The sequence below is a fragment of the Nitrospirillum pindoramense genome, assembly GCF_007827955.1.
GTDB classification, from domain to species: Bacteria; Pseudomonadota; Alphaproteobacteria; order Azospirillales; family Azospirillaceae; genus Nitrospirillum; species Nitrospirillum amazonense_B.
The window spans coordinates 301,353-316,809 of sequence record NZ_VITR01000003.1; the positions used below are offsets into that span (position 1 = coordinate 301,353).

At 68.4% G+C, this 15,457-nt stretch carries 14 protein-coding genes; 6 read left to right on the forward strand and 8 right to left on the reverse strand.

Annotation, left to right across the window (positions count from 1 at the left end):
- Positions 1–90 precede the first annotated feature (90 nt).
- From FBZ90_RS06355 to FBZ90_RS06370, 4 genes are all read left to right on the forward strand, one after another.
- On the forward strand, positions 91–945 hold the full coding sequence (locus FBZ90_RS06355; protein ID WP_145730175.1) for an inositol monophosphatase family protein: 855 nt from the start codon (positions 91–93) through the stop codon (positions 943–945).
- Positions 946–1,007: 62 nt separating this feature from the next.
- Positions 1,008–2,030, forward strand: coding sequence for a hypothetical protein (locus FBZ90_RS06360; protein WP_145730176.1), 1,023 nt, complete (start codon positions 1,008–1,010; stop codon positions 2,028–2,030).
- A gap of 45 nt (positions 2,031–2,075) precedes the next feature.
- The gene (locus tag FBZ90_RS06365; RefSeq protein WP_211101920.1) at positions 2,076–2,441 is read left to right on the forward strand and encodes a cupin domain-containing protein; all 366 of its coding nucleotides are present in this window, start codon (positions 2,076–2,078) and stop codon (positions 2,439–2,441) included.
- Between the two features lie 101 nt (positions 2,442–2,542).
- Positions 2,543–4,966: a S9 family peptidase gene (locus tag FBZ90_RS06370; RefSeq protein ID WP_246130180.1), complete on the forward strand. Its 2,424-nt coding sequence runs from the start codon at positions 2,543–2,545 to the stop codon at positions 4,964–4,966.
- Here the strand turns inward: FBZ90_RS06370 and FBZ90_RS06375 are convergent.
- From FBZ90_RS06375 to FBZ90_RS06395, 5 genes are all read right to left on the reverse strand, one after another.
- The gene (locus FBZ90_RS06375; RefSeq protein ID WP_145730178.1) at positions 4,963–5,670 is read right to left on the reverse strand and encodes a glycosyltransferase family 32 protein; all 708 of its coding nucleotides are present in this window, start codon (positions 5,668–5,670) and stop codon (positions 4,963–4,965) included. The genes FBZ90_RS06370 and FBZ90_RS06375 overlap by 4 nt on opposite strands.
- On the reverse strand, positions 5,667–6,467 hold the full coding sequence (locus FBZ90_RS06380; RefSeq protein ID WP_145730179.1) for a glycosyltransferase family 2 protein: 801 nt from the start codon (positions 6,465–6,467) through the stop codon (positions 5,667–5,669). The genes FBZ90_RS06375 and FBZ90_RS06380 overlap by 4 nt, the downstream gene beginning before the upstream one ends.
- A gap of 113 nt (positions 6,468–6,580) precedes the next feature.
- Positions 6,581–7,360, reverse strand: coding sequence for an SDR family NAD(P)-dependent oxidoreductase (locus FBZ90_RS06385; protein WP_145730180.1), 780 nt, complete (start codon positions 7,358–7,360; stop codon positions 6,581–6,583).
- Between the two features lie 21 nt (positions 7,361–7,381).
- Positions 7,382–8,209, reverse strand: coding sequence for a nucleoside triphosphate pyrophosphohydrolase (gene mazG, locus FBZ90_RS06390; RefSeq protein ID WP_145730181.1), 828 nt, complete (start codon positions 8,207–8,209; stop codon positions 7,382–7,384).
- Positions 8,210–8,302: 93 nt separating this feature from the next.
- Positions 8,303–9,142, reverse strand: a complete 840-nt coding sequence (locus tag FBZ90_RS06395) for an isopenicillin N synthase family dioxygenase (protein WP_145730182.1) — start codon at positions 9,140–9,142, stop codon at positions 8,303–8,305.
- 269 nt (positions 9,143–9,411) lie between these two features.
- On the opposite strand from FBZ90_RS06395, the gene FBZ90_RS06400 reads away from it, so the two are divergent.
- A complete protein-coding gene (locus FBZ90_RS06400) occupies positions 9,412–9,849 on the forward strand; it encodes an EamA family transporter (RefSeq protein ID WP_145730183.1) in 438 nt (145 codons plus the stop codon).
- A 94-nt stretch (positions 9,850–9,943) separates the two neighbouring features.
- Positions 9,944–11,212 carry a hypothetical protein gene (locus FBZ90_RS06405; RefSeq protein ID WP_145730184.1) on the forward strand — a complete coding sequence of 423 codons (1,269 nt, stop codon included), beginning with the start codon at positions 9,944–9,946 and terminating at the stop codon, positions 11,210–11,212.
- On the opposite strand, the gene FBZ90_RS06410 is transcribed toward FBZ90_RS06405, so the two are convergent.
- The 3 genes from FBZ90_RS06410 to FBZ90_RS06420 all read right to left on the reverse strand — a co-directional run bounded on the left by FBZ90_RS06410 (position 11,209) and on the right by FBZ90_RS06420 (position 15,451).
- Positions 11,209–11,802: a YdeI/OmpD-associated family protein gene (locus FBZ90_RS06410; protein WP_145730185.1), complete on the reverse strand. Its 594-nt coding sequence runs from the start codon at positions 11,800–11,802 to the stop codon at positions 11,209–11,211. The genes FBZ90_RS06405 and FBZ90_RS06410 overlap by 4 nt on opposite strands.
- Positions 11,803–11,880: 78 nt before the next feature.
- Entirely contained in the window at positions 11,881–12,927 is a 1,047-nt protein-coding gene (locus FBZ90_RS06415; protein ID WP_145730186.1) for a transglutaminase family protein, read from the reverse strand.
- Positions 12,905–15,451 carry a circularly permuted type 2 ATP-grasp protein gene (locus FBZ90_RS06420; RefSeq protein WP_246130181.1) on the reverse strand — a complete coding sequence of 849 codons (2,547 nt, stop codon included), beginning with the start codon at positions 15,449–15,451 and terminating at the stop codon, positions 12,905–12,907. The genes FBZ90_RS06415 and FBZ90_RS06420 overlap by 23 nt, the downstream gene beginning before the upstream one ends.
- Positions 15,452–15,457 lie beyond the last annotated feature (6 nt).

Below are 15,457 nucleotides of genomic sequence, written 5' to 3' on the forward strand. Positions count from 1 at the left end.
CGGCCCTTTTCCTTTTTGGGGCTTTATGGTTTGGCCTATCGATTCTATTGCTAGGGGGCACGCTGCCGCCGCCAACCATAGATGTGTCCCATGACCGCGCCCCTGCCTGTGCCCGATCTGCCCCCCGTCGACCTGGCTGCCGTCGATGCCCTGATCCGTTCCGTCGCCGAAACGGAAATCCTGCCCCGCTTCCAGCATCTGGCGGGCGATGACGTGCGGGAAAAGGGACCGGGCGATCTGGTGACCGTGGCCGATGAGGCGTCGGAACGCGCCCTGACCGCCCGCCTGACGGCCTTTCTGCCCGGCAGCACCGTGGTGGGGGAGGAGGCGGTGTCGGCCGACGCCGCCGTCCTGGACCGCTTGCTGGGCGCCGATCCCGTCTGGATCGTGGACCCCATCGACGGCACCGCCAACTTCGTGGCCGGCAAGCCCCGCTTCGGCGTCATCGTGGCGCTGTCGGCCCACGGTCGCACGGTGGCCGGCTGGATCCATGACCCGGTGGGCCGGCGCACCGTGCGCGGACGGTTGGGGCAGGGTGCCTGGCTGGTCGGGGTGGATGCGGCCGATCCCGGCACCCGCTGCGTCGCGCTGCCGCCCGTGGCGGTGGCGCAGATGCGCGGCATCGCCAACATCCGCTTCTTCGACAGCGACATGCGCCGCCAGCTGACCCAGCGGCGGGAACGCGTGGCCGAGGCCTATACCCAGCGCTGCTCCGCCCACGATTACCTGGACCTGCTGACCGGCCAGGCGCATTTCAGCCTGAACAACATGATCAAGCCCTGGGATCACGCCGCCGGCGCCTTCCTGTATGCCGAGGCCGGCGGTTATGCCGCCAAGCTGGACGACAGCCCCTATGGCCCCACCGACCGCGTCGGCGGCCTGCTGATGGCCCCCGACGCCGAAAGTTGGCGCGCGCTGCATTCCACGTTGTTCAACGTGGAGTGAGGGGAGCCGAAGACGCCGGTACTGGCGGCAGGGTGGGGTTTCTTGGATAGGGGAGTCAGGAAATGGCGGTGAAAGCGTTTCATTCCGGCCTCATCCCGCTCGTGCGCCTGGCGCCTTTTCCGCTCATCGCCTTGGCGTCCCTGGTCATCCGTACGCCCTGGGCGGCGGCGCATGCCGGTTTGGCCGCGTTGCTGTTCCTGTGGATCACCGCCGACAGCCTGGCCACCAGCTTCGCCGTGGCGGAGCGGCTGCGGCAGGGTCGACCGCCTGGCGCGCGCGCGATGATGTCCGCCATCGCTTTCGGCCTCGTCAGCGGCGTGCTCGGTCTCACCCCGCCCTTGCGCACGGCCCTGGGGGCCATGCCCTGGGCCGTGGCGGGTGTGGCCGGGTTGGTCGGCGGCCATGTGCTGTTAGGGACCGTGGGCGCCTGGCGCATCTGGCGCGGGACGGGTGACGGGCGGGCCGATGGAATGTCGCGCTTGGAGGCCGGCCTTGCCTGCCTGGTTCCGCAACCCTTGGCCGGGCTTATGGCCAAGGAGCTGGCGCTGCTCCACCTGGCTCTGTTTCGCTGGGGGGCCAAACCCGATGTGCCGGCGGACAGTCAGCCCTTCAGCTATCACCGGGACCTGACGCCCTTGATGGGCGGACTGCTGGCGGCCCAGGTCATGGAGATCGCCGTGGTGGATGTGGCCCTGGGGATCCACCATCGCACGGCCGCGCTGGCCCTGTTCGCCGTGGGCGATATCGGGTTCATTTACCTGCTGGGACTGACCAAGTCTTTTCGACTGCGTCCCGTGCTGCTGACACCCCAGGGGGTGCGCGTGCGCTTCGGTCTCATGGCCGACCAGTTGGTTCCCTATGGCGGCATCGGCCATGTCGGCCCGGCCGCCGGCCTGACGCGCCAGGGACCGGAAAACGTGAGCCGGCTGGTGGCGCCCAATGTCGCCCTGGCCTTGACGGTTCCGCAGGTACGCCGCCGCTTCCTGCGGCCCGCCCGGACCGTAAGCACGGTGGCCTTTGCCGTTGATGACCCGCAAGGCTTTATCCGGGCGCTGCGGGCCAGGATGGAGCCCGATGCCGAGTGATGGCGAGGGCCAAGTTTCACCCATATTCCGATGCAGGAGGGCCTGATGCTGTCCCCGACCACGCTTGCCGCCGCGTTTGAGCGCGTGACCGATTACTGGTCGCCCAAGGTGATCGGTCGCGTGAATAACCAGTTGCTCAAGGCCGCGAAGCTCAAGGGCGAGCTTGTCTGGCACGCGCATGATGGGGAGGACGAGCTTTTCTATATCGTGAAAGGCTCCCTGCGCATCGAGTTCGAGGACGGGCCGGTCGATCTCGCCCAGGGGGATTTTCTGACCGTGCCCAGCGGTGTCCGCCACAATCCCGTGGCGCGGGAGGAGTGCTGGGTGCTGTTGATCGAGCCAGCGTCCACCAAGCACACCGGCGATGAGATGACACCGCGCACGCGCAGCCTGGAAGAACAGCTCAGCTAGGCTCGCGGTTCGCCCGCCCATCATGGACGGCGCTTAAAAATCCCCTTGTTCGGATATTGTATACATTCTTAAATGACGGTTCCGATAATGGGGAGCCGTTCATGCACCGTCGTTCGTTCATCGCCGCCCTGCCTGCCGCCGCGGCGGCGGCCCATGCCGTCGGCGCCCGGGCGGCCGGGCAGGCGGCGGGACCCGCCGGATCGCTGCCCACCGGCGGCGCCTCCGCACCGGCCGCCGGGCCGGTGCCGGGAGCGGCGGATTACGAGCGTGCGCTGTCCTTGCGCGACCGCTGGATGGGCCTGACGGAGAATGTCGCCTGGCCCGCCCATTGGGTGGGCAAGAGCGGCGGCTTCCTGTACCGCAAGACGTTGCCGGGCGGCGTCCAGTTCGTCATCGTCGATGCGGCGACATTGCGGAAAACCCCCGCCTTCGATCATGACCGGCTGGCGGCCGAACTGGGCAAGGCCACGGGGCGGAGCTTCACCGGCCTGGGGCTGCCCTTCGACCGGGCCGAGCTTAGTGACGATGGCCAGACCCTGACCTTCGAGTGGGACGAGGCGGACTGGTCCTGTCGCCTGTCGGACTACGCCTGCAAGCAGGAGGCGGAGGAGGGCGGGCGCCGCCCGCGGGGGTTCGGCGTGGTGCGCGACCTGACCCAGCCCGGCGACACGGCGCCCAAACGCTCCCCCGACGGGCGGTGGGAAGCCCTTATCCAGAACCAGAACCTGGCGCTGCGCGACGTCGCCACCGGGACGGTGACGCTGCTCAGCACCGACGGCAGCGAGGGCGATTTCTATGATGGCGAGACCATCGCCTGGTCGCCGGACTCGCAGAAGCTGATCCTTTACCGGGTGCGGCCTGGGTACCGGCGCGAGGTCCACAAGGTGGAATCCTCACCCAAGGACCAGATCGAACCCAAGCTGCACACCCAGCTGTCCCCCAAGCCGGGTGACGCCGTGGACCAGGAGCAGCCCGTGCTGTTCCATGTTCCGCGCGCCGGGGCGTCTGGACGCCAGTTGGCCATCGATGCCGCCCTGTTCCCCAACCCCTACCTGATGACGGATTTCGAGTGGCGGGCCGACAGCGCCACGGTGGTCTTCGAGTACACCCGGCGGGGCCACCAGATGGTAAGGGTCATCGAGGTCGATGCCGCCACCGGCACCCCCCGCGCCGTGGTGACGGAGACGGCCACCACCTTCGTGAACAACGAACGCCGCTTCCGCCACGATGTGAAAAAGGGCGCCGCTGAGGTCATCTGGCTGTCGGAGCGGGATGGCTGGAGCCACCTGTACCTGATCGACGGGCGCACCGGGAAGGTGAAGACCCAGATCACCAAGGGGGAATGGGTGGTGCGCCATGTGGCCCGGGTGGATGACGACCGGCGCCAGATCTACTTCGCCGCCGGTGGCATGCGGCCAGGCGAGGACCCATACTTCCAGCACTATTACCGCGTGGATTTCGACGGTCTCAACCTGGTGCCGCTGACCAGCGCCGACGCCTATCACGACGTCAGCCTGTCCGACGACCTGGCCTATTACGTCGATACCTATTCCCGCATCGATCAGCCGCCGGTCATGGAGTTGCGCCGCACGGCCGACCGGTCGCTGGTGGCGGAGATCGAGCGGGGCGACATCACCCGCCTGCTGGCTGCCGGCTTCCGCCCGCCGGAGGTGTTCAAGGCCAAGGGCCGCGATGGCAAGACGGACATCTGGGGCGTCATCGTCCGCCCCCTGGGCTTCGATCCCGGCCGGCGCTATCCGGTGATCGAGAACATCTACGCCGGGCCGCACGACAGCTTCGTGCCCAAGACCTTCTGGCCTTTCGGTTTCCACGCCGGGGGCGACAAGGTCATCGGCATGCAGGCCCAGGCGGAAATGGGTTTTGTTGTCGCCCAGATCGACGGCATGGGCACCATGAACCGGTCCAAGGCCTTCCACGACGTCTGCTGGAAGAACCTGAAGGACTCCGGATTCCCGGACCGCATCAAGTGGTGGCAGGCCGCCGCCGCGCAGTATCCGCAATTGGACATCAGCCGGGTGGGCATCTACGGCGGTTCCGCCGGCGGGCAGAGTTCGCTGGCCGCCCTGCTGTTCTTCGGCGACTTCTACAAGGCCGCCTTCTGCTATGCCGGCTGCCATGACAACCGCATGGACAAGATCAGCTGGAACGAGCAGTGGATGGGCTGGCCGGTGGATGAAAGCTATGCCCGGTCATCCAACGTCGACAACGCCCACCGGCTGACGGGCCAAGTGGCCCTGGTGGTGGGTGAGCTGGACGACAATGTCGATCCGTCGTCCACGATGCAGGTGGTGAACGCCCTCATCAAGGCGGACAAGACCTTCGATCTGCTGGTGGTGCCGGGCGAGGGGCACTCCGCCGGCCGCTCCACCGGGCCCATCCGCTACGCCCTGCGCAAGCAGTATGGCTTTTTCCTGAAGCACCTGGGCGGAGCCGACGCCCCCGATTGGAACGCCCGCACCAGCACGGCGGCCGCCGTGCCGCCAGCTAACGGTAACGCCAGCTAACGGTAACGGGTGAAGGCGGGCTGGATGGGCGCCTGGATGATTTGGTCCCGGAACTCATAGATCAGGGGATGGAAGATGTCGCCCAGCAGCTCCGTCCATTTCAGCGGATAGGGCGAGGGCGTGCCGTCCGGCAGCAGGATGCCCTGGCGGTCCAGCGGGTGGATGGCGGGGTGGCGCCGCAACTCCGGCAGCTTGCGGTCCAGCAGCGCCTCCGTCCGCTGCAGCCAGGCGGCGGTCAGCGGCGTGCCCTTGCGGAAGATGAAGGCGCACAGACCGATCAGGTCGGCATAGTCGCGGCGCAACTCGTCACCCAGGGGACCCTCGATGGGGGCGACACCGTTGGGCAGTTCCTGGTAGCCCAGCGCCAGCTTGTCGGACTGGGCCAGTTGGTCGAAGAACGTCCCCCAGGTCTTGGACGTGGTCTTGATGTCGGTGTAGCCGCCGCCGTAATGGTGCATGAGGTAGCAGCGCAGGTAATCCGCCTTGTGCGTGGCGCTGAGATGGGGCCAGGCGGGGTGCAGCGGATGCTCCGGCTTCACCCAGTCGCCCAGCGTTTCGCGGTTCAGGAAGGCCACGGCGCAGCCGGTGTTGCGGAAGATGGTCCACAGCGCCCGCAGGCGGTCGTCCGACATCGCCTCATGCCCCGTCCACAGGCAGAACAGGGTGCGGCTTTGCAGCGCGTCCAGATCGTGCGCCACGGTCACACCATCTCCGCCGTGACGGGGATGTTGAAGCTGTTCAGCAGGCTGGCGCGCCGCTGCCCCAGATCGGCGTTGGGGGCGGGATGGCGGCGATAGACGTAGAGGTAGTCGAACACGGCGTTGTAGTCGTGCGACTGCTGGCTGACGCCGCGCCGCTCCGATTCCGCGCCGCTGTCCTTGAAGATGCGCGCCCCGATCAAGGGCACATGCACCGCCTTCTGTCGGGCGTAGACGGCCAGCATGAACTCCCAATCCTCATACGCCCGCATGTGCGCGTCGAACTTCAGGCCGGCCAGCAGGGCGCGGGGGAAGGCGAAGCAACAGACCGGGATCTGGTTCTTCAGATAGATCTCATCGGTCAGGCGGCCCGCCAGATCGGCCCCGCCTTCCGACAGGATGGCGGCGTCGGCCCCCCGGCGCTCATTCACGATGGAGCAGTTGAAATAGACCGGCAGGCCCTGCTGCACCGCCGGCTGGGCCCGCAGCGCCGGCAGGAAGCCGTCGTGCCAGGAGTCGTCGTCGTCCAGGAACAGGATGTAGGCGCCCTTGGCCAGCGCCAGCCCCATGTTGCGGCTGGCCGACGGGCCGGAGGGGCCGTTGCGGCGGACATACATGTCGGCGGGGGTCAGCAGTTCGGCGCAGGCGGCGTCGGTGTCACCATCGGTGGCGTCGGAGATCACCAGGATCTCCACCCCGCCCACCCCATCCCGCTGGGCGTTGATGGATGCAAGCGTCCGGCGCAGCAGGACCGCCCGCTTATGGGTGGGCACGATGACGGTGAAAAACGGCAACTCGGCCATCAGGTCCCCATGGATCATAAGAAAAAGGCCCGCCTGGACCCCATCGCCGTCATCTTCTCAGACAAACGACGGCGTGCCAAGGCGGGCCGGTCTTTCACGCCGGGCGCGTCACGTCAGCTTTTCTTAAACCGATGCACGGCCAGGCCGGCCGGCGCCTGGACCGTCGGCATGATCTCCACGCGGTTGACGTTGAAGTGCGGGGGCAGGGTGGCGGCCCAGGTCACCGACTCCGCCACATCCTCCGCCGTCAGCGGCGTGGTGTCGGCATAGACCTTGGCGGCCTTCTCGGCGTCGCCCTTGAAGCGCACCAGGCTGAAGCTGGTCTCCACCATGCCCGGCTCCACCGAGGTCACGCGCACGCCGGTGCCCAGCAGGTCCGCCCGCAGGCTGAGGCTGAACTGGGTGACGAAGGCCTTGGAGGCGCAATAGACATGGCCGCCGGGGTAGGGGTAGCTGCCCGCGGTGGAGCTGAGGTTGATGATGTGGCCGCGTCCCCGCTCCACCATGCCGGGCAGGATCAGGCCGGTCATGATCGCCAACGCCTTGTCGTTGGTGTCGACCATGATCTCCCAGTCGTCTAGGTTGGCCTTCTGGGCGGGTTCCATGCCCAGGGCCAGGCCGGCGTTGTTGATCAGCAGGTCGATCTCGGCGAACTCCGCCGGGATGCTGGCCACCGCCGCCTCCATGGCCTTGCGGTCGCGCACGTCGAAGGCCAGGGTGTGGGTGGGCACGTCCAGGCTGTCGGCCAGGGCCTTCAGCTTCTCCGTATTGCGGCCGGTCAGGATGAGGCGGCTGCCCAGGGCCGCGAAGCGGCGGGCGAAGGCGGTGCCGAAGTCACCGGTGGCCCCGGAGATCAGGACGATGCCGGGGATGTGGGGCGGGGCGTAACTCATCAGACTGCCTCCTTATTTGATTCAGCGTTCCAGGCCCTTGGCCTTCTGCCACAGGGCTTCCATTTCATCCAAGGTCGCATCGGCGGGCCCCCGGCCACCCTCGGCCAGCCAGGCCTCGATCTGGCGGAAGCGCCGCTCGAACTTGGCGTTGGTGCCGCGCAGGGCGGTTTCGGGATCCACGTCGATGTGGCGGGCCAGGTTGGCCAGGGCGAACACTAGGTCGCCCAGTTCATCCTGCATGCGGGCCTTCTCCGGCACCGCGTGCTCCATCTCCGCCCGCAACTCGCCAATCTCCTCCTCGATCTTGTCCAGGATCTCCTTGGCCTGGGTCCAGTCGAAGCCCACGCGGGCGGCGCGCTTCTGCAGCTTCACCGCCCGGGTCAGGGCCGGCAGGCCGCTGATGACGCCGTCGAGGGCGGAGGCCTTGGCGCCGCTGGCGGCGGCCTTGGCCGCGCGCTCCCCCGCCTTCTGGGCTTCCCAGTTCTTCACCTGGTCGGTGGCGTCGGCCACGGCGCCGACCTCCTCACCGAACACATGGGGATGGCGGCGCACCATCTTGTCGCTGAGCGCCGTGGTGATGTCGTTGAAGTTCCACAGGCCGCGCTCGCTGGCCATCTGGGCGTAGAACACCACCTGGAACAACAGGTCGCCCAGTTCCTCCTTCAATGCCGGCATGTCGCCCTGCTCGATGGCGTCTGCCACCTCATACGCCTCCTCGATGGTGTGCGGCGCGATGGTGGGGAAGTCCTGTTCCAGATCCCAGGGGCAACCGCCGTCGGGGTCACGCAGCTTGGCCATGATGGCCAGCAGGCGGTCGATGGGGGCGGTCGCGGACGGGCGGTCGGTCATGGGCTGGTCCCGGAAAAGCGAAAGGGGGCCGGATGGCCCCCCTTCCTACACCGAACCATGCGCCCCAGGCCACCGGCCCGGCGGCATGGGGCATCACTTCTTCAGGCCGATCTCGTGCAGCCGCTGGTCCAGGTACTCACCCGCTGTGTAAGCGTCGCTGAGGCGCACGTCCGGCCGGGGGTGCAGGAACATGGGCATGGAATAGCGGGAGACGTTGTGCTCCGGCGGCGGGTTCACCACGCGGTGGGTGGTCGCCGGGAAGTAGCCGCCCGACGCCTCCTTCAGCATGTCGCCGCCGTTGACGGCGATCATGCCGGCGTCGCAGGGCACGTCGTGCCAGTTGCCGGCGGTGTCCTTGGCCTGCAGGCCGGGCTCGCTGCCCGTGACCAGCAGGGTGATGAGGTTGATGTCCTCATGTGCCGCCGCGCGCACGGCACCGGGCTCGAAGCCGTCGGCCAGGGGCGGGTAGTGCAGCACGCGGAACAGGCTCTGCGTGCTGCCGACCATCATGTCCGGCAGGGCGACGGAGAACTTCGCCTTCACCCCATCCGGCGTGTGCTGCTGCAGCCAGCCCAGCAGGTCGGCGCCCAGCTGGGTCAGGGCGGCGTACATGGCCTCCGTCGCCTCCTTCACGCCCGCCGGCAGGGGGCGGTTGGGGTAGACGTGATAGAATTCCTTCAGGTCCTTGATGGGGCTGTCCTTGGCGTTTTCCGACCGGAAGGGGAAATAGCCGTCCTGAGTCTCGGGCGAGAACAGGTGGTCCATCTTGGACTCGGACGCGAAGAACGCCGCCCATTCCTTGTACACGCGGTCGATCAGCGCGGGATCGATGGGGTGGTTGCGCAGCACGGCGAAGCCGGTCTCGTGCATGGAACGCACGAACTCGGCCGGGGCCGTGGACACGGTGCAATCAACACTGGCGATATCGAACATGGGTGTTCCCTGAAAGCGCCCGTCCGCCCCGCCTCTGCGGAAAACGGGGACATGCGGACGCCGTTACATCCGCCCCCGGGCCGCGGGCCAGGGACTGTTTTTAAGGATCAAGGCCGGCCGCGGGCAGCCATGTCGAATTTCCGCGACTATCAGCATGCGGGCGGCCCGCCGTCAACCATGCAGATGTTGGAGAGTGTTTCCGTTTTTTGCGGGGGTATGATGCACTCACATGATCCATCGGAAACGAACCCGCAAGCCCAAGGACGCCGATGACCTCAGCTCCTCTCAGCTGGCAATTCTGGGCCCTGCTGTCGGCCGTCTTCGCGGCCCTGACCGCCATCCTGGCCAAGGTGGGGGTGGAGGGGGTGAATTCCGATTTCGCCACCCTGGTTCGGACGGCGGTGATCCTGCTGGTCATCGCCGCCCTATTGCCCATTACCGGGCAGTGGCAGGCGCCCGGCACCGTGTCCGCCCGCAGTTATCTGTTCCTGGTGCTGTCAGGCTTGGCCACCGGCGGATCCTGGCTTTGCTATTTCCGGGCGCTGAAGCTGGGAGAGGCGGCGCGGGTGGCGCCCATCGACAAGATGAGCGTGGTGCTGGTCGCCCTGTTCGGGACGCTGTTCCTGGGGGAGCGGCTGAGTGGGCCCAACTGGCTGGGCGTGGCCCTGATCGCGGCGGGGGCGGTGCTGGTGGCGTATCGCGGATAATAACCAAAAGTAGTGGGCCGTCCTTTGGCAAGTTTTTTTTAAGGTCTTTGCGCCACCCTTATCCTGAAATAACGGTTAGGTCAGGCGGTGGGTCATGGACGGAACTGCACCACAAGAGCCGGGTGGCGGGCATTTCACCGAAGCCGCGCCCAAGCTGCGCGCCATCTTTCAGGCACAGACCCAGGCCTGTGCCGGCAGCCTGCACATGGTGGGCCTGGAAAGTCTACATGCCCGGCTGGGCGAGCGCTGGCCCCTGGTGTCGGATCGCGTCCATATGTTGGCCGAGCGCCTGCTGGGCCAGATGTTGAACCCCAAGGACGCATGGTTCCGGTTCGGTGAGGAGGCTTACATCGTCGTCTTCGCCCAACTGGGCCGGACGGAGGCGGGCCTGATCTGCGCCAAGCTGGTGGAGCAGTTGCAGCGCCTGCTGCTGGGCGATGTCGACACCGCGACCGTGCGCGTTCATTCCGCCGTGCAGGAGGTCGGGGGCGAACTGCTGTTTCACAGCAATAGTCTGCGGGACATGCTGATGGGGGCGGCGTTGCAAGCCCCCCCGTCGCAGGGGCCGGGGGCTGGCGCCGACAAGGCGAACAATCCATGGCAAGGGTTTGATGCCCCGGCAGAGGAGCCGGTGGAGATCGTCTACCGCCCCATCTGGGATGTGCGCAAAGAGGTGCTGTCCATCTACCAGGTGCGCGCCAAGCGCCCGCGGCGGGGTCGCCAGCCGCTCTGGGGCTATGACTGCGCCGCCGACCCGCATGAGCCGCAGCAGATATTGACCCTGGATCTGACGGTCCTGCGCCAGACCATGGAGGTCTATGGCGAGTTGTACCGCAACCAGTTCCGCTGCTTCCTGTCGGTGCCCGTGCATTTCGAGACGCTGGCCGGTCCCACCCGCCGGCGGGAGTATCTGGCGGCCCTGCAGGCGATCCCCAAGGAGCTGGCGGCTTTCCTGACCTTCCAGGTCTACGGCCTTCCCCATGGCGTGCCGGTCGGCCGCGCCACGGAGATCGTCACCCTGCTCCGGCAGTTCAGCCGCGTGGTCATCGCCACTGTGGACGATCTCCATGATCTGGCGGCCCTGGCGGCGGCGGGCGTCTATATCGCCTCGATCCAACTACCACCCGGCGCCGCCCCCAAACGCTGGGGGCCGGAGCTGTCGCACTTCGCCCATGAGGCCTTGCGCCTGCGCTTGCGGCCGGGGGTGGAGGGCGTGGACACCAGTCACATGGCCTCTTACGCCGATGGCGCCGGGTTCCATTACATCGCCGGCGACATCATCGGCACCTGGTGCGAAGTGCCGGAGAACGCCTTGCGTCTGACCCATGCCGACCTGCGGGCCCGCATCATGGCGGACAACTAATCGGTCAGCCCCTTGCCCGCCAGGATCAGGGGCGCGCATTTCGCGATGCGCGCTACCCGGGTCTTGGCCTGCTTGGCGGCGGCGAAGTGCAGGAGATAGCCGCGCTGCCGGCCGGGTGTCAGCGCCTCAAACGCCGCCTTCAGCACCGCGTCGTCGCGCAGCCTTTCCTGGAATTCCTCGACCATGGTGAAATCCGCCGTCGGCTTGAACGCCACCTTAAGCCCGGCCCGCTCCACGGCGATGGCCTCCAGGATGTAGGCCTTCAGCGTGGGGGCCAGTTGGGCGATCTCCCCGCCGCTGGTGAAGCGAATCTGGCGACTGGCCTGCACATTCTCCGTCTGCTGGACCAGAATGCCGTTGGGGTCGCTCATGAGCGAGCCCTTGAAGAACAACAAGGCGCAATAGTCCTTGAAGCCATGGATCAGCACGATGTTGGCGCCATCGGCGGTGTAGCAGGGGTGGCCCCACTTGAAGTCTTCCACGACCGGGCAGTCCCGCGCGATGGCGCGCAGCCGGGTCAGTTCATCCCGCCACTGTCCGGCCCTGTCCAGATAGGCGTCCACCTTGGGGTTGGGGCCGTCCATGGTCATGGGGTGATCCTCCCAGCCGGCCCTCGTTCGCCGGCCCTCATTTATGCGCCGGCCCCCTGTATACAGGGTGTGTTCGTATCAGTCAGTTACCCCTGTTGGGCAGCATGACTGTGTTTGGGTCTGCATCATCGCCCCATTCCAGTCTTGGCCCATGCCTTGGCTTTGCGCCTGGATGAGGGCGGGCGGGTCATCCGTCACCTCCTCCACATCGACGCTGACATGAAGGGCATGCGCGTCACCGCCCAGGATGACGCCGCGCAAGGGGCAAACATCGTCATAGTCGCGGCCATAGGCCAGGGTGATGTGGTTGCGGTCGACCAGCGTGTCGTTGGTCGGGTCCATGTCGACCCAGCCGGCATCGGGCCCACACCACACCTGAACCCAGGCGTGGCTTGCGTCCGCCCCCTGAAGGCGCGGCTGGCCCGGCGGCGGCAGGGTGCGCAGATAGCCGCTGACGTAGCGGGCGGGCAGGCCCAGGGCGCGCAAGGCGCCAATCATGACATGGGCGAAATCCTGGCAAACCCCGCGCCTGAGGGCCAGCGCCTCCGCCACCGGGGTGCCCACGCTGGTGGCGGTGGCGTCGAAGGTGAAGCTGTCGTGGATGCGGCGCGTCAGGTCGCGGGCACCGGCACCGACGGGCCGGCGGGCCGGGAAGCTCGCGGCGGCGAAGGCCGCCAGTTCCGGGCTGGGCTGCGGCAGGCGCGGCGACGCCTCGATGAATTCCGCCACCACCAGGTTGGCCGGCGCCTGGGCCGCGATTTCCTCCCATGCCGGCGTGGCCGTCAGGTCGGGGGCTGGCCGCGGCGTCAGGGTGACGTCCAGATCCACGGTCATCGACAATTCCAGGTGCGGCGTGTCTATGGCGACATACCGGGTGGGGTTGCCCAGCCAGTCCAGCCGGTCCGCCACGACAGCGGGCGTGGGCGTGACCGTCAGCGCGACGACCCGCGCCCGCTGGCCCGGCACCTCGCGCGGCCCCAGATGGGTGATGAGCTGGGAGGAGACGACCTGCACCGTGTAGCTGTAGCGCGTGGTATGGCGGCAGCGGTAACGGATGGGCGCCCCCGGGGAAGCGGTGGCGGAGGCCAAGGCGGGGGGCTGGTCAGGCGGCACGGGCGTGGACATGGCTGAAATAGGCTTGCGACAGCAGGTTCGACATGTCCGGCAGCGCCCACCCCAACTGGAACAGGGTGGCGCTCAGCAGCGCCATGTCCCGGGTCAGGGCCAGATCCTGCAGGCGGTAGCTGGCCTGGGCCACCAGCTCGCCCAGGCGGGTCAGCGGGTCTTCACCGCCGCCCATGCCGAAGGCGGGCAGGGAGGGCAGGCGCGACACCTGGCGGCGGAAGGTTTCCAACTGGAAAAGCAGGGAATGCGGATGCTCCGGGTCCGTCAGCAGCAGGCTCAAGGCCGCCTCACGCTGCACGCCCACGGGGAAGCGCTCGCGGTAGGCCGGGCCGGCCTCCGCCAATTCCAGCAGAACCTCCTGCGTGGCGGCGTCGGAACGGTCGTTGGTGATGCCGCTGGCTTGCAGCCGCTCCACGGCGTCGATGGCGCGTTCCAGCCGGCGGCCCAGGACCAGGAAGCGCCAGCCGGCGCCGCGCGGCATGCTGTCCAGTTCCAGCCCCGTCTGCGCCGCCAGCACCTGGCTGAAATCGCCCAGCAGCACGGCCAGGGCGGCGCGGTCGGCCTTGGCCAGTCCGGCCCCCAGCACGTCCAGGCGGCCCAGGATCTGGCGGCTGTCCAGGGGCAGCCGGTCGCGCACGCTGCCCATGGCGCGGCGCAGGCGGCCGGTGGTGGCCACCAGGCTGCCCGGGTTGGCGGGGTCGACAGCGATCTCCAGCGCCTGGCGCATGCCGCGCACGGCGTCGCTGTCAGGCAACTGGGCGATCTCCTGCGGAATCAGGGTGGCGCGGCCCATCAGGCGCAACAGGGGGGCCAACTCCTCGCGCGCAGCCGGGCGGCTGTCGTCGGACAGGCGCACGGCGGCGCTGCGCAGCAGGCGCACGGCGGCGGCGGCCCGCTCGGCGTAGCGGCCCACCCAGAACAGGTGGTCGGCCGCGCGGCTGGGCAGGTTGCCCGGGACGGGGCTGGGCTCGCGCGCGCCATCCGGCGGCCCGGCCGCCAGGCGACGGACGGGGCCGGTCGGCTGCGCCCCGACGATCCACAGATCTTTGGAGCCCGCCCCCTCCTGCAGGGAAACGGCGGCGTGGCGGGCATCGGCGCTGATGCGCACCAGGCCACCGGGCATGACCGTCCAGCCGCCGTCGCTGGCGGCGCACAGGAAGGCGCGGACCACCAGGGGCCGGGGCTCCACCCGGCCATCACGCCACAGCGGGGCGGTGGAGGGCGCCACCGGCAGTTGCCCCGCCCAGTCCTGCGGCCGTGCCCGGATGCGGGCGGCGAGCGCCGCGCGGGCGTCCTCGTCCAGGTCGGGGCCATTGGCGACATGGCCGGGCAGGCTGGAGAAGGCGGGCCGGATCACCATGCGGTCCAACTGCGCCAACATCGCCTCGCGCTGGTCGGCGTCGCCGCCCCAATAGGTGGGCACGTCGGGCAGCAGCAAGTCCTCGCCCAGCAGGCGACGGCTGAGCGCCGGCATGTGGGACAGCAGCGCCATGCTCTCGGCCATGCCCGAGCCCAGGGCGTTGACCACGGCGACGGCGCCGGCGCGCACCGCCTGCAACAGGCCGGGCACGCCCAGCGCGCTGTCCACGCGCAGTTCCAGCGGATCGCAGAAGGCGTCGTCCACGCGATGCAGGATGACGTCCACCCGCTCCAGCCCCGCCAGCGTCTTGAGATAGACGGCCTGGTCCCGCACCACCATGTCGGCCCCCTCCGCCAAGGTCATGCGCAGGTGGCGGGCGAGGTAGGCGTGCTCGAAATAGGCCTCGTTGAAGGGGCCGGGCGTCAGCAGCACGGCCCGGGGATGGCCGTCCACGCCCGAGCATTGCGGGGCCGCGCGGGCCACGGCGGCGCGCAGGGCCTCGAAGAACGGGGACAGGCGTTCGACATTGCAGGCGCGGAAGGGGTCCGCCAGGGTTTGGCTCAGCACCGCGCGGTTTTCCAGGGCGTAGCCGACGCCGGTCGGCGCCTCTGTCCTGCAGGTAAGGACTCGCCATCGGCCGTCGCCATCGCGCACCAGGTCGGCGGCGAACAGGGCCAGGCGCCGCCCGCCGGGTACGGCCAGGCCCTGGCAGGCGCGCAGGTACCCCGGGTCGGCATACAGCAGCGACGGCGGCACGGTGCCGTCGCTCAGCAGCGTCTGGGGGCCGTAGAAATCCTCCAGCACCTTTTCGATCAGGCGGGCGCGCTGCACCAGGCCGGCGCTGAGGACCTGCCATTCCCGGGCGGACAGCAGCAGCGGCACCGGGTCCAGCGGCCAGGGCCGTTCCGTCCCCTGGGGATCGCGGTAGGAGTTGAAGGTGACGCCGTTCAGGAACAGGCGCTGGCGGGCCGCCGCCCACCGCTCCGCCATCTCATCCGGCGAAAAGGGGCCGTGGGCGGCGAAGAACTGCTGCCAATGCGGACGCAGGTGCCCCGTACCCGTCACCATCTCATCAAAGACGGGACCGATGCCGTAGCCGAGATCGCCGGCATCGTGGAACAGCGAGGGCTGTTCCGGCGGCGGTTGGGGCGCGCGGTCAGGCAAATCCTA

Bases quoted from the DNA above. Each gene is read 5' to 3' on its own strand.
- FBZ90_RS06355 (WP_145730175.1), top strand. From the start codon at position 91: ATGACCGCGCCCCTGCCTGTGCCCGATCTGCCCCCCGTCGACCTGGCT.
- FBZ90_RS06360 (WP_145730176.1), top strand. From the start codon at position 1,008: ATGGCGGTGAAAGCGTTTCATTCCGGCCTCATCCCGCTCGTGCGCCTG.
- FBZ90_RS06365 (WP_211101920.1), top strand. From the start codon at position 2,076: ATGCTGTCCCCGACCACGCTTGCCGCCGCGTTTGAGCGCGTGACCGAT.
- FBZ90_RS06370 (WP_246130180.1), top strand. From the start codon at position 2,543: ATGCACCGTCGTTCGTTCATCGCCGCCCTGCCTGCCGCCGCGGCGGCG.
- FBZ90_RS06380 (WP_145730179.1), bottom strand. From the start codon at position 6,467: ATGGCCGAGTTGCCGTTTTTCACCGTCATCGTGCCCACCCATAAGCGG.
- FBZ90_RS06385 (WP_145730180.1), bottom strand. From the start codon at position 7,360: ATGAGTTACGCCCCGCCCCACATCCCCGGCATCGTCCTGATCTCCGGG.
- mazG (WP_145730181.1), bottom strand. From the start codon at position 8,209: ATGACCGACCGCCCGTCCGCGACCGCCCCCATCGACCGCCTGCTGGCC.
- FBZ90_RS06395 (WP_145730182.1), bottom strand. From the start codon at position 9,142: ATGTTCGATATCGCCAGTGTTGATTGCACCGTGTCCACGGCCCCGGCC.
- FBZ90_RS06400 (WP_145730183.1), top strand. From the start codon at position 9,412: ATGACCTCAGCTCCTCTCAGCTGGCAATTCTGGGCCCTGCTGTCGGCC.
- FBZ90_RS06405 (WP_145730184.1), top strand. From the start codon at position 9,944: ATGGACGGAACTGCACCACAAGAGCCGGGTGGCGGGCATTTCACCGAA.
- FBZ90_RS06410 (WP_145730185.1), bottom strand. From the start codon at position 11,802: ATGACCATGGACGGCCCCAACCCCAAGGTGGACGCCTATCTGGACAGG.
- FBZ90_RS06415 (WP_145730186.1), bottom strand. From the start codon at position 12,927: ATGTCCACGCCCGTGCCGCCTGACCAGCCCCCCGCCTTGGCCTCCGCC.